A 15,370-nucleotide genomic window follows, 5' to 3' on the forward strand; every position below is an offset into this window, starting at 1 on the left:
AAGGTAATTAATCTCTTTTTGCGAAAATCGTCACATCGTTTTAATGTTTCTCATAGTCTCATTCACTTTATTTAATTTTGATTCATTTATATTATTAAGAGTCTGATTATATTTTATTCCTATAAAGAGAATATGTTAAAAATGGGGAATCTCAATAGCTTACCCCTTTAGGCAATCGACTTCCATTCTTTTAAGCCCCTGCATAAATCAACATACCCAAACCGATAAGAAACAACACAAACATACCAATATTGAGAAGATTAGAAATTTGGGGAGCTCCTCGAAATTCCTTCCATATAAGAATTCCCCACAGCGCAGAAACAAGCGTGGCTCCCTGCCCGAGCCCATAAGAGATCGCCGCACCCGCCTTTTCAGAAGCAATCATACTAAAAGACTGTCCGAGACACCATATCACACCACCTAGCATACCTACCAGATGAGTCGTCGAAGAGCCTTTGAAATAACCTGATAGAGAAATCGGTTTACCTTCCACAGGATGCTTCATGGCGATACTGTTAAATACAAATGTACTGAAGAAAACGCCAAGAGAAAACACGAATACAGCTGTATAAGGGGTCAATTTACCCGCCGCCGGATGGACAAAATCGTCAAGATCCATTGACGCCGCCACAAAACGGTAGAAGAATGCCATTATCACTCCCGCAGAAATAGACAAGGCAATACCTTTAAACGAGACTTTCTTTTTACCACCGACCATTGCTTTCCGATAGGCCAACGCATTGAGCAGAATCGCCACAACGATGAGTACTATACCCGAAAATATCCACACCGGATCTCCTTTTGCCGATCCAAAATAGTTGACCAGCACACCAAGTACTAAAGCAAGCCCGATGCCTACGGGAAAAGCCACCGACATGCCACACACAGAAATAGCAGCCGATAACAAGATGTTAGCGGCATTGAACACAACACCTCCCACCAATGCACTACCTAAATTGTAGCAATCGGCTTGCATCAAATTAGGAAGAAAGCTGATACCAGTTTGTCCGATACTACCAAGAGTGAACGCTGACAAGACAGAAAATAAAAGGACTCCAATGACGTAATCCCAATAGAAATATTCGTAACGCCACGTCTTCGAAGCTAATTTCTGTGTATTTCCCCACGATCCCCAACAGAACATCGTAGCGACACAAAACAGGATGGCTAATGTATAATTATCTACGATAAACATATCTCCGTCTCTCCATTATTGATGGTTAAACTTTACAGGTGCATCGGAATACACGATAATCTCACCACAGTGAAGCATTGCCTCTTTTTCCGGATTGTTCCACTTCAAAGAAAGTGTGTGTTCTCCTTTTGGTAACATATACTTCCAGCATACCTCCTGGCTACGCTTGTTGAAGTCTGCCGGCAACTTCATTTCCTGTACTAATTGGCCATCCACAAACACCGACAGGTCAGCCACATAGTCTTTCTTATCCGACTTCACGCTACCGCGCAAGGCAAAGCCGGTACCGTTAAAATTAAATGAACCAAATTCCTGTGCCATTTTATTCAGGTTCTTACGCATAATAGGATACATGCCGGTAAATGCCTGTTCCAACTTTACAGGTACTGGCTTTTGACACTTGATAGTAACAGTGCTGTCCGCAATTACGCCCCCATTGCGTTCAATCATTTGCATAGCTTGGGCATAACTCATCTTATAGGTTTTGTTTAGCGATGAGGAAGTATATGCAAAATCAATATCCTCGCCTTCGCGCAGATTCTTCATCCAATACTCGGGAATCTTACTATAACCAATGATGGTACCGAGAATACCGGCGGCTGATGCAGGGTTGCAGTCTGAATCTTGTCCGCAACGGGTGGAGATATCCATCGTTTTAAAGAAATCACCTTCACCATAGAGAAGTCCCATCAAAATATAGGCACTGTTGATAGTAGCGTCAATATCATAAGGTTTGAATACACCATCGGGACAACCTATATCTTCCGAATAATTACGCTGTACCTCAAACCAAGTCCGTTTCCAGTCAGTAGGATATTTCTTGTACCAGCCAATTACATCGCGCATACATTTGTAGTATAAGCTCTCTTTAGGAATAACCTTCAATGCCTCGGTGACAATAAATTCGATATCATCCGAAACGAAAGCAAGCGAATACATAGCACCAACATATACACCGCCGTACCATCCGTTTCCATAGTTCATGATATGCCCTATTTTATCACAGATTTCACTTGCTGAATTAGGCATACCCGGTGACATAAGTCCAGAGAAATCCGCCTCAATTTGAAAATCGAGATCATCAGCATGAGGGTTGTTAAGCCAGTGACCTGATTCCGGAGGCATAATTCCGTTGAGTATATTGAACCGCGCAGCCTGATTGGCATGCCACAAAATATAGTCGGCATTGGCAAATGCCATGGCAAATGAATCGACAGGCGCATCAAGCCCCAAACGGTCAAATACCTCCACAAAAGTGAGATCCATGTAAATATCGTCATAAAGCCCCGGACCGTTGATCATCCACTCTTTTATATTTCCATCTTCCCACCGGATAGGATGATAATCTTGAATCATAGTGCCGTTAAACTTGAATTCGGTGGGACCACCATAAGTACATCCTATGGTTTGACCGGCCCATCCACCTTTGATCTTGTCAAGAAGGACTTCTTTTGACATTGTCATCTCCTCGGGAAGTGATGACTGTTGCTGCTGTGGTGAAGTGCAACCGATAGCTAAAGTGACTAATAATCCTGCCGCTACTCCGGCTGTTAACATGCTTTTTTTCATTGCTTATATTATTATTTCATAAATTCTTCTACCTCTTCTCTGTAGGGCACAGAAGATTGAGCACCTATCCGCGTCACAGAGATAGCGGATGCGGCACAAGCAAAATTGGCTGCCTCTATCAGATTCTTGCCTTCTGACAAGGCCACTGCCATTGCTCCGTTGAACACATCGCCTGCCGCTACCGTATCAACCGCATTAACGTTATAACTCTTCACCAAAAGGCTGCAATAAACATTCTGTACCCAGACACCTTTAGCACCCAGTGTGATAGCCACATTCTGAACCCCTTTGCCAAGTAATATGTCAGCAGCCTTTTGCGCCGAAGCCTCATCTTCCACGGAGACACCGGTCAATATACTTGCTTCTGTCTCATTCGGAGTAATGAGGAACAAGCCATTCAACAGGTCATCAGACAGTTGACACGCCGGTGCAGGATTCAAAATCATCTTTTTGTTTAACGCCGCCGCCTTTTTACACACATACTCTACTGTAGCCATAGGCGTTTCAAGCTGCATAAGTACAATTTCCGATTTCTCTATTACAGGAAGGGCGGTCTCGATGTCCTTTTCTGTCAGCTTACCATTAGCACCGGCTGCCACGACAATACGGTTCTCCGCACGCTCGTCAACTATGATCAGAGCCACACCCGACGAGGTCTCTGCATCCGTATAGAGATAGGTCAGATCCATTTTTTCTTCCGCAAAATGATTGCGCATCTGGTGACCGAACTGGTCGTCTCCCACTTTGGCAACCAAAATGACCTCTCCTCCGATACGCTGCACTGCCACAGCCTGGTTGGCTCCTTTACCCCCGTAATTCATTGCAAATGATTCCCCCATCACTGTTTCACCTCCTTCAGGAGCTTTTTTAGTATTTATCACCAAATCAGCATTACTGCTGCCTATAACGACTATCTTACTCATAACATCTTATTTTTCTTTTTTGTAAATATAGAGCATCATTTGGTTCCATCCCTATAAGAATGATATGTTAAAAAACAACAGATAACAGTATGACCAATTTATCCGTTTTTTTACAGCGTAACCAATAATTCACTTCCACTTTTCTCCAGATGGCAGTCCACTTCTTTCACTGTATTGTTGTAGGTGACACGTACTTTGTAGCTCCCCAGATGTCCGCGAAGACACGCCGTGCCCTTCCGGTCGGTAGACTGCTTCACATGAGTCTTCCAGCGTCCGGTCACCCATTCGCGCCAGACAGCTGCGTTCGGTTTGGGCGTCCAGTCCTTACGAAACATCCCTGCATCCGGTTTCCAATGGTGTGCTTCCCAAAATCCCCAAAGAATCACACCTGTCACGGACGGATGGCTATACACAGCAATCAAAAAGTCACGCGTATAATCCGCCTGTAATTCTTCGTCCGGTGTGTTGATATCAAACTCTGTGATTTGAACCGGCAAGCGGGTAGGTATGAAAAGGTCTAAATCTGTCAGCACCTGCTCCGGATTGCGAGGCTGCCTGCCTATGTGTCCCTGCACGCCAACGCCACCAATGGGTGCCCCCTTCTTACGAAGCATTTCGATGGTGTCTATATATTCACTTATATTCTGCGGACTCTGCACGCAGTTCAACATGGCGTAATCATTGATGAACAATTGTGCTTCAGGGTCAAGTCGTTGCGCCAATTTATACCACTCCACCATGATGTCTTTGGGTAGATAAGCGAAAAATTCTTTCTCATGCATCGGCTCATTCACCACATCCCATGCCACCACCCGATGCTTGGTGTAGGCCATCCGTTCATAGAACTGCGCTTTGATGAAACGATTGAAAAGGGCAGTATCGGTGAGGGCTATTTCTTTCGTGATGGATGGATTGAATTTCCATGCCGGCCAGACAAGATTGTGTCCGCGTTGACGAAACCCGTTGCGATCCAACCATTCGAAAGAGCGCAAGGTGTTTGCCTTCCGATTGATGTCCCATGCCCATCCTCCGGCTTTCATGCCGTTTTCGATGACGGCTGTGTTGAAGAGCTCTTTCAGATGTTGACGGTAAAGGTCGTTTTCCGCTCCTTCTCCCGACAAGGCGGATTCGTTGACTGCCGTTCCCCAAAGGAAGTCCGACTGCTGCATCACCGCTTCTACCACCGCACCTTTCACCGGCTTTCCCGCTGCATTCACCACTTGTATCGTAAGGGGAGCCGTCCGGATTTCCTTGATGCGTTGCAGTGCCTTCTGCCGCCATAGGGCATCAACTTCACGACCGGCATAAGAGAAACAGGTGACAGGCAGTTCATCCACACTCAACGCCTCTTTGAAGTTCAAAATTTGCACACCGCAGACTTCCACGTGCTGTGCCAACGAACCGAAAGCCAGTTCGAAGACGGCCTCTCCGGAAGTGAAGTCCTTGTGCGCCACAAAAGGAAGGTCGAACGTTTTCCACTCACGCCCGGCACCAATCTGACTCACGAAACTTTTGGTATAGGGTGTGTGCCCTTCTTGAAAATAGGCATAGACAACCGACTCCCCCGACTCCTGACGGGCAGAGATTGTACGCATGGAAAGACGGGCAAGCATCACGTCCCCCTTGCTGACAGCCACACCGACCTTCCACTGCAAGCATACGGAGTATTGCGACTGACTGCCGCGCTGTAATTCGATGTCATAATAAGGCAAGTTCTGTCTGTCAGTCTTCAACGCACATCGGCTAGGCGATGCAGTGGCTGCATGGCTATCCTTAAAGGAGTAGTTTTCCTGTCGGGCATCGGAGTCGAGGAGGACTTCCGCCACCCGGCTCTTGATCGTTTCGGACAATGCCGCCCGTTGCTGTGCCTGTGCCTGGAAGGTGCAGGCAAACAAGGTGACAAGCACCCATAACTTTCGGTTTCTCATAATTTCTTTTATTGATAGGTTCTTTATTCTATTACCAATTCATCTTTTTAGTCTCTCCCCGCTTCATCATCACGGAAACACCGTTCACACCAAACGTACAGTCCCGCTGCGCCGTCAATGACAAACAGACCTTCCCTTTTGCCACAGTGCCGGAGACAATGACGCCCAACCGGGTGCCGATGTTGCCGAAAGACACATCTCCCTCAAACACCGGACAAGAAGCAATGTCCAATCTTCCCCAATAATCATTTACATAGTTGCGAATCAAGCTTTGTAAAATCATGCCATGAGTGGTGACATAGAAAGAAGCACCTGCGTTGCCGCAGGTTTCATAAATCTGAATCCACCGGGAATCGGTGTAGTTGGAAGGACGCATTTTCGCCCAGTCCTCACGCCATCCCTCTACATCTTTTATATTGGAACCCGCCAGCAGGAACTCACCCAATGTCCATCCGGCAAAGAAAGGTTCTTTCGCCCGTTCGGTAAGCTCTTGCCGCAACTCATAGGCTTTCCGTTCCGGCAACAATGGCTTTTTCTCGACGGGGAAATAAGCAAGTCCATCCAACTGAACGGGATGCTTCTGTTTGCCGAAATCATCGGCATCATGCGCTGTGTGATAAGTTCCACGGTCAGACATCAGGCTTTTAAAGGCAAGACCGTCTTTTAATATGGCAGCAAGGCTACCGTCTTCATCCAGCCCCAGTTCCACAGCGGTCTGAAAGGAATACTGTGCACTGTACAGACTGCACAAATAGTTTTTCTTATTTCTTCCGCCCGCTTCATCCTGTCCGATACTGGGATACCACTCCATGTGCCAAAGCCCATCCGTACCTTTTTTGCAGGCAGACCGATAGAAACGGCATACTTCACGAATCAGCGGATAAGCATACCGTTTCGCCCATGCCGGATCACCGGCAAAGTCGGAGGCTTCCATCGCCATGCGGCACAAATAGCCCGGATTGTGGGGCTCATAACAGTAGGCTACCGGAACGTTGGGTTCATGATAGCCCTCAATGCTACCGAAGGGCAGTTCCCAAGGTGGATAGATTCCCTCAGACTGTGGCCACAGATGCTTGGCATATTTCTTCATCGCCTCTATCTCGCCCGCAAACTTCTCCATCCAACGCATCACAATGTCATTGTGTCCGGTCATCATCAGGGCAGGACTTATGTAGCCCAAGTCTTGCACGAAATGGAAGGGGAAAACGTTCCCTGTCAATCCGTTGGTAGGCTGAATGATACCCGCTTCAAAGTCATCATGAGAGGAAAGCAAATACGCCATAGAGCGCACCCACATCTTCTGTGCGTTTTCCTCCGGGAAATCCATCCATCCGCTCTTCCGCCACGTTTCGTGCCAGTGTTTCTTGGTTCTCTGCAAGGAAGAGACTCTGTCCTTCTGCCGCACCGGCTCACCGTAGGAGACAAAGATTTCGTTCTTTCCTTTGGAAACGAGGAAGCGAAGCCCGTCCTCACAAAGTTCCACCGGAGCGGTACTGTAGAAATAAATCTGTGAGCGGCAACAGTTGAGGGTTTCCTCACAGACAATGGTAAGCAGATAATTATCCCCCACCCGTTTCGCGGAAATGCTTTGCCGCACCGGTTTGCGGAATACAAAAGAATAGGCAAGGAAATCGGTAAGGGCGGTGGCTTTCACAGAAAGAGTTCCTTCGGAGAGTTCCAAACGGATGCCTGCCAGATTTTTGTTTACTTGGTCGAACCAGTTCTGCACCCGTACTTTCACTCCATTATCCAAGGTATAGACTGTTTTAAGTACCCCATCATACATATTTTGCTCCTGCCGATAAGAAGAAACGGTTTTCGGTTCCTCTTCCCAATGCAATTTCAACAACGGCAGCAGATAGTCCGCAGTGGTCTCCTTTTTCTCAATGGATGAGACGAAGCGAAACCTGCCCCAGTGGCTCAGATGCGAGAATTGAGACTGTCCCGTCTTTCGGCTCTTTTGCTGTTCCGGACTCATTGTAAGCCCCAAGCCTGAAAAAACCGCTCCAAAACGACCGTTGCCGAGGTAGCAACCAGCCTCCGCATCTTCTTGGTAGGTGGTGGTGACAATGTTTCCCCTACAAATGATTTCCTTCAGGGATTTTTGTTTCGATGTCTGCGCTGATGCCGCCCCGCCCAGCAAGACGACCATCAAAAGACAGAATACTTTCTTCATACTATTTCATTGATTATTAGGGTTAACATTACATAAGAGAATATTTTTATAATTTGCTGTCATCTGTCACTGAATAAGACATAACAAATTGTGTATAAATAAATAAGGCTGTGACAGCAAGAGGTGACAGCACGGTGACAGATATATTGCTGTCACCACATAACCGCATGGGTTAACCCATTAAAATCCTGCTATTTCATCGACTCCCGCTCCCCATCTGCCAACTTGTGACAGGGTGAAGCTTAGTCATCAAGTTAGTTTATTACTATTGAAACTCTAGTTTCATCGGTAAGAAACTCTAGTTTCAGCATTGAGGAACTTTGGTTTCATCAGTGAGAAACTCAAGTTTCAAGCAATGGAAACTCCAGTTTCTCGGTGTGAAACAAAAGGTTTTCCCTTAAAAACAGGATGCTTCATACGTCTCAAATCAAAAGGTTGGACATCACGGTGACGGCAATTATGCTGTCACTGTGATGTCACCTCTTGCTGTCACCGACTTAGCTACTTATAATCAGACGATTAATCCGCATTTGGTGACAGATGACAGCATTTATTTCTTTTTCTTTATTTATAGAAAGTAGCTTTGACATCACCGGGAGCATATTCTTTCTTTTTCTGTTTATAGAAATCCTGAAGCACGTAGAAAGCTTTCTTCTTCTGACCATTCTCGGAGATAAGCCCTTTGCGGTTGAAAAAATCCTGTACACCGTGCAACTGCCTGCGTGCAGAACGGAAGTCCATCAAAATCCATGGTGACATTCCAGAGAATCCTTCTGCACGATCATACATCGCCAACGTCTGTTTGTACAGTTCCTCCTGATACTCTTCCGTCCAACGTTCGTCTATATCACCATGACGACCATACAAAGCACCACCACCCAATTCACTCACGAAGAAGGGTTTGTCGTAGGGAATCTCCCATTTACGATTTTTACAGTCTGCCACTTTGCCACCATACCAACCAAGATAACAGTTGAAACTGATGATGTCGACATACTTGTTCATGTTGTCGTCAATGGTGCACACATTATCCGGCTTCCAGCTTACTTCCATCGCCATACTTAGCAAACGGACATTGTCAGCATCACGCACCTGACGCGCCAAAGCTCCCAGAAAATTATCACGCGCCTCACTGCGCGGAGTTTCATTGGCAATAGACCATACGACTACCGCACAACGGTTCTTGTCTCGATCCATCATGTCCTTCAACTGCGTGGAAGCATTTTTGAAAGTCTCCGGATTGTCCCAGTGTATCGTCCAGTAAACAGGAATCTCATCCCATACCATCAATCCCATCTCTTCGGCAGCACGTACCATCTTTTCGTTGTGAGGATAATGAGCTAGACGCACAAAGTTACATCCCAGTTCCTTGGCCCATCCCAGCAACGTACGGCATTCAGCCTCCGTAGCCACACGACCTTGGCGGAACGGTGCTTCTTCATGAATGGAAATGCCACGGAAGAAAGTTTTCTTACCATTCAGATAAATCTCCTTTCCCCGCACCTCTATCTGGCGGAAACCTATTTTGTCCTTGATGACCTCATCGCCACAAGAAAGAACGACCTCATAAAGCTTCGGGTCTTCTGGATTCCATAGCTTGGGAACAGCTTTCATTGAAAGGAGTGCCCTGCCATTCTGATCAGTAGTGACGGTTTTGCTTATCTTCATCTCGGGGATACTGACCGTTACAGATACACCGCTTCTTTTTACATTAGTCTGTACATATCCGCTGATTTCGTTGTACTTGCCTTTTGGCAGTTGCACAGAATAATCGTCTACGGAAATCTCCGGAGTTTCCACTAACAGCACGTCACGGGTAATACCTCCATAATTCCACCAGTCGGAATTGACCGTAGGAACACCTTCGGGCTTGCGGTCATTGTTGACACGGAGAATGACGAAGTTGTTGCCTTCCTTCACCTTATCCGTAATGTCGAAACTGAAAGGAGTAAACCCGCCTTCGTGCATACCCAGCACTTCACCGTTCATATACACATTTGCCAGATAATTGGCTGCACCGAAATAAAGGTACACCTTCTTACCTTCTTTCTTCTGATAGTTGAAGTCTTTCTTATACCAGATGCTGCCTTCGTAAAAGAAGAATCTGTCGGATTGTGTATTCCAGTCGCCCGGCACTCTCAAGGTTTCGGTCTTGCAGAAGTCATATTCCACCATATCCGATTTCGACTTGGGCCGGAGGTTTCTGAAAAAACCGTTCGTACTGTTCAACCGATAATCATAGTAACCGGTGTCAAAGGGATCGACTATTATCTCCCAGTTGCCATTGAGGATGGTTATATCACGGTCATACACATTCTGTAAAATCTGCTGCCCTTTCATCGGCGAGACATAACAAGCTAAAAGACATAGCAGAAATAACATTCTGCTCGTTTTGTTTCTCATATTCAGTTTATTTTAGAAATTTCAGTAAAAAAAATCCTTCTATAAGGAAAAGAGACCTTCTGCCCCCTTTCCCTATAAAAGGAAACTGTTAAAAGTACCCCGTCTTATTTCATCGTATTCCTGACGACTTCCATCGTTTCTTTTTGCCGTTGGTTTACAAACTTCCGGGCTTTTTCCGTTATCCTCTTTGACTCTTCCGGATTCTTTGCCATCTCAAGCACCGTCGGAACATATCTTTTCACATCTTCCTCGTTATCGAAATCGAACAACCAAGAATCCAAGCCGATTGTCTTCCACATATAGCCCTTGCTACTTTGTTCCGCCCATCTCACCACAATGGCAGGAATACCGTTAGCTATGCACATAATCGGACAGTGCATCTCGTGACTAAAAAGTCCGACTGAATGTTTGTAAATACTAATGGCTTCCTCTAACGTCCATTTTGTACTTCTCCATACCACTCTCGACTTTACGTCCTCCGGAAGTTTGTCCAGAATCCACTCCTTGCCGATAGACAGCTCTGTTTCATCTTCGTGAACAATCAATACTTTCAGATCTGTCTGGCGCACAATTTCAGTGACAGCCTCAATCATCGGGACATGATCATGTTCCTTCATCGACTCGTTAAGGTTATAAACCGCTTGATCAAAAGGACGATTTTTGAAAGTGTGCTCCCAAAACGGAGTGCGCCGGTGATTGGGGTTACAGCAGATATACTTTCCATCTTCCAATCCGTTCTCTTTCAGATAAGCAAGTGCTTTGTCTTCATCAGTCACATCCGTGCCAAACGCAGCGTCTGGTGCCCATTCCATAATCGGACAATGAATATTCTCTTCCTTTGCACGGTCCAGCGAAACCGTATCGCGGAAATAAACAAATGCCGCATTATTCAAAGCTTCATTCTCGGGAGTACCATATAGACCGTAAGTCACGCCATACACCCCGTAAGGCTTACCGGTCATTTTCTTAAACAAAAGTGCTTCTTTCCACGAAAGCATGGAAGGACCGGAGTTATGCACCAAAATATCGGCTTTAGAAATGGCTTCCGACAGTTCAGTCGTAGACGCCTTACCCTCTTCGGAAAGAGTGCCTTGCACAATGGCGAGTTTAGGAAAACGTTTCTTCAGCATCACAACTTCACTTTCCGGAAGTAGTCCGTAATACGGCCAAAAAATCAGTTCTGCCTCGGGGATGTATTTCTCTGCCAAAGCTAAAAAGCCGGGAGTATGGGCTACGTCACCGATATTCTCTACCTGCCAGCCCGAACGAAGCAGAATAACCTGGTTCTTTTTGTTCTTCACTAAGCCGTTACCCGGCCATACGACTGCCAAGACAATGCCGACAAGCACAACTCCAACAGCAATCAAAATGTTTCTTTGAAATATTTTTCCAAGTTTCATAAGATAATCATATAAATTATTACAAGGGCAAAGGTAAGTGCCATCCGTCCTGAACAGTTATCATATTTGCCCATTTTATTATCATAAAAGTTTTTTCCAATATCAATTCCCCACAAGAAGCTTTCACGACCATCAGGAACACTGTTTCTGTCATCATCAACAAAGGAAAACTCCCGAAAGCATTCTAATTTATACGCTCAAAGTAAGGAAGTCTACCGAGCGGAACTTCGATTCGAACTGTACATCCACCTTTATATACCTTTCCCTGTTCGTCCTTCCACTTTCCCTTCGGCAAGGCTACGGTGCGGGTCGTTCCCTTTTCAATCATGGGAGCTACCAAATATTTGTCACCCAACATATATTGGTCGTTGCAAGACAGAAAGCCTTCGTGTGGAAAGACATACTCCATATGGCGTACGATAGGTTCCCCATTCCTGGCAGCCTCCTGTGCCAGTCCGTAGATATAATCGCCCATGCGTGAGTGCAGTAGAGCAGCCGCACGGCACATATCCAAGTGTTTGCGGTCAAGCACTCGCCAAGGGGCTACGGAGAACTGCATCATGGGCATCAATGCCTGATTTTGTGCGGAACGTATCATCAGCGTCTGGTCGAACGTACCGTAGTCAATATCCTCGAACGTACTCAATAAACCTCCCCCAATCATATCCGGACAAGTATAAGGATGTCCGATCAGTCCGGCAGAAATCATATCGGGTATAAGCAGTTTCAGCTCGTTCCAAGAATAGCCCTTGTCCTGCAAGCGTTGCGCTACCGGCTGGTTTCCGTTCTTCCAGGAAGCGCGCATTTCGCTAAAAGCAAATTCTGTCCCCAGCCGGGTATAGATTTCGGACTGTTCATAGCCCTTGGCATTACTTTCCTTGTTCGGAAAAACAGTTGAACCTTCAACGTAAAAGTCGAAATCCACCGCATCGAACTTGAAGCCATCTATACCATAGTTGTCTTGAAGGTTTTTCAGTTTTCCACGCAGCCAGTTCATTGCAACCTCTTTCGTCAAGTCAAGGCAAGCACTGTACCCGTTCCACCATTTAATAATAGCCGGGCTTCGACTTCCTTTTTCCAACACCAATCCACCCTTGGATAACATTTCCTTAAACTCCTCACCGTCAGGGCTGATAAAGGGGGTAAGCCACAACATGATTTTGAAACCTTTGCCATGCAACTCATCCACCATTGCCTTGGGATTGGGGAACTTGACCGGATCAAACTCAAGGCAACCGTAATCTTTCGCCCATTGGTCATCTACCATGAAAACACCAGTAGGAAAACCGTTATCAATAATGTCGGCAGCATACTTCAAAATATCTTTCTGATTTTGATTACGGCCTAACTCTATCCATGTATTGTACTGAGGCATCTTGAACATCAGCATATCCGGTGTCCGTCCCGTTGGCGGGAAGTGTTTACGCATGGCAGCCACGTAAGCATCTCGCAGACTGCCACCTACCTGTACCGAAGTTATCTCTTCGTGACTAGAATAAAGCAGAAGGTCTCCCTGCTTCAGTTCAAAAGCAAAAGGCTCGTCACTCCAAACATATCGCCCCTTATTGGACACTAAAAGCGGAGCTGCTTGATTACCGTTGTTATCACGAGCCAAATCCTTCAGGGCGAACTCCGAAGGGTAAGGTTGGAACTGTATCTCGTTGAAAGGTGTATTGCAATACGCTTTAGCCGTATATGCACCGTACCAGACCTCACCTTCAAGTGAAGGAATGCGCGAAATATATTCATAGGAATGAATTTTCTTATCGAGGGTCACGCGAGAAATCGGAATATTCAAGATGTCGGACATTGTCGCACTGTGCAGAATAGTGAAAACTTGCTTGTCTGATTGAGCATTTATAAGATAGGAACGACTCTTCACCGTTTGGCCTTCATAGTCATAATCCGAATCGGAGAAGTTCACAACGATATTATGACCGGAAGAGAACTCTGACCGCTGTATCTTACCGTCGGAAGTGACAAAGGAATGCGAAACAAGTTCATCGTATGCAATCTTCTGTAACCACGGGCATACATTCTCATAACTTTCACGGAATGTTTCCTTGAACTCATCCCAGCGGTTCCTGTTCAAATTCCACAAAGGAGCGGAACCATACAGCATATTAAACAAATCCTTTTTCCACCAAATTTCAGGATAATGCTGGTTGCCGTCTTCCCAACGCCACGAAGTAACCACCGCATCATGATACACCAATTCATAAAGAGGCACACGCGTTGCTTCGTTGATGGAATATTTTAGGTAAGTGGGGGTAGCAGTCCGTGTTCCCACCATAATGGACGGGCAAGAATTGTTTTTCCAACTTCCATAATAATAAATCGTACCTTTTTTCTCAATCTCCGAATCAAACCACGTACGTTGCAAGGTCATCATGCCATGTACATAGACAGAATGTGGCACGGCAAAATCCGCTCCCCACTCGCCACCGACATATAGTCCTTGGTCTTCAAGATACTTCAAATTGCGATTGAGAGCGTTAGCATAGCCTTCACGCGTCACAGAATGTTTTTTAGAGTAGCATTCGTATAGTCCGTTTGCCTGATAGACATCCACAAAATAACATTCATGCGGATAATCTTTCAATTTACGGCTAACCTTTCTCTCCACCTGCTCCGCCATTGCCGCGGGGCAGGCATAAGTGCCAAATCTGTTGCTATAAGTTGTTCCGTCTTTCTTACGAGCTGCCAACCGGTTGAACAAACCAGGATAGACTGCATGACGAAAACGATCAGAACCGTTCCAATCAAAGTCATAATAAGTTGTGTCTCTTTTATGCAAATCGGAGAAAAGTTCATAACCACCTGTCGCATATCCAAGTTCCTTCAATTTAGTGTCATATCCGACAACCGGATAAGGCTGATGATTGGCATCCCATAAGAATAAAGCTTTATCAACACCCGATTCCTTCATGTCACGTGCCATGCTGATATCACGTCCGGTTTCCCACACATACACATGGGGCGCACCCACCATCTTTTCAATCGCGGGAAAACGCCGTTGCTTCTCTTTCAGCGTGACAACCCCGTTCTTCTTCCAAATATAATCGCGATATTTCTTGCATTGAGCCACATAACCACCTTGGTCAAAAAAATGATAGGTAATCCTGCGGTTGTAACTGAATGTCTCCATCGAAGACAACCATACCGGCTTGAATGTCACCAAGCCATCCTCTTGCCGGATCGTGCGTAAAGCCGCATCGTATGGCGTTTCCAGAATAGCCATGTAGCCGGAACGGAACTGTCTGTCCACGATTCCCATCCATGCCATCGACAATCCGCCGCCACAGAAGTAGGTTATGCCGTTGCCCAACGGATAGCGAGTGTCATCCACCGGCAGCAGCAGACCTTCACCGTCAGTATAAAGAAGATAATAATCCTTATTCTCCGTAGTAAAAGCCGGCGGATAATCAAACTCGGTCATCGGCGTTTTTCCTTTCGCCTTCAGTTCAAACTGCACTCCCGAATCGGCAGAAAGCGATACGAATGCCTCGAAAGGAAAAGCTGCTTCCAAATAAAGATGAAGACTGCCGTTCTCCTGCTTCACGCTTTTCACTTTCACCTTTCCAGCCTCCGTTTTCTGTATCCACTGTTTACCATTCCGCAAATCCTTTACGCAGAACAATGCCGTCCGGTCATCAAAAGCCACTGACAAACGGCTATCGGCAAGTTCCCATACCTTTGCAGACAATGACAAGGAACAAATATATAGCCATATCAGGCACATAAAAATCTTTTTCTTCATATCTTTCTACTATATT

At 45.9% G+C, this 15,370-nt stretch carries 8 protein-coding genes; all 8 read right to left on the minus strand.

From position 1 onward, the window contains the following. Positions 1-190: 190 nt before the first annotated feature. Positions 191-1,195 (minus strand): GRP family sugar transporter, encoded by a 1,005-nt coding sequence (locus GD631_RS00515; protein WP_143257684.1) that lies wholly within the window; start codon positions 1,193-1,195, stop codon positions 191-193. A 15-nt stretch (positions 1,196-1,210) separates the two neighbouring features. Further along, positions 1,211-2,764 (minus strand): ADP-ribosylglycohydrolase family protein, encoded by a 1,554-nt coding sequence (locus tag GD631_RS00520; protein ID WP_143257683.1) that lies wholly within the window; start codon positions 2,762-2,764, stop codon positions 1,211-1,213. Between the two features lie 11 nt (positions 2,765-2,775). Continuing rightward, complete coding sequence (gene rbsK / locus GD631_RS00525; RefSeq protein WP_143257682.1) at positions 2,776-3,687, minus strand: ribokinase; 912 nt, start codon at positions 3,685-3,687, stop codon at positions 2,776-2,778. 110 nt (positions 3,688-3,797) lie between these two features. After that, entirely contained in the window at positions 3,798-5,615 is a 1,818-nt protein-coding gene (locus tag GD631_RS00530; protein ID WP_143257681.1) for an endo-1,4-beta-xylanase, read from the minus strand. A gap of 31 nt (positions 5,616-5,646) precedes the next feature. Then, positions 5,647-7,791, minus strand: coding sequence for a hypothetical protein (locus GD631_RS00535; protein ID WP_143257680.1), 2,145 nt, complete (start codon positions 7,789-7,791; stop codon positions 5,647-5,649). 564 nt (positions 7,792-8,355) lie between these two features. Further along, on the minus strand, positions 8,356-10,194 hold the full coding sequence (locus GD631_RS00540; protein WP_143257679.1) for a glycoside hydrolase family 2 protein: 1,839 nt from the start codon (positions 10,192-10,194) through the stop codon (positions 8,356-8,358). A gap of 104 nt (positions 10,195-10,298) precedes the next feature. Continuing rightward, entirely contained in the window at positions 10,299-11,594 is a 1,296-nt protein-coding gene (locus GD631_RS00545; protein ID WP_143257678.1) for a polysaccharide pyruvyl transferase family protein, read from the minus strand. 184 nt (positions 11,595-11,778) lie between these two features. Continuing rightward, positions 11,779-15,354: a glycoside hydrolase gene (locus GD631_RS22030; RefSeq protein ID WP_211200532.1), complete on the minus strand. Its 3,576-nt coding sequence runs from the start codon at positions 15,352-15,354 to the stop codon at positions 11,779-11,781. Between the last annotated feature and the right edge of the window lie 16 nt (positions 15,355-15,370).

Origin of the sequence: Bacteroides luhongzhouii, from assembly GCF_009193295.2 — a bacterium.
Lineage (GTDB): Bacteria > Bacteroidota > Bacteroidia > Bacteroidales > Bacteroidaceae > Bacteroides > Bacteroides luhongzhouii.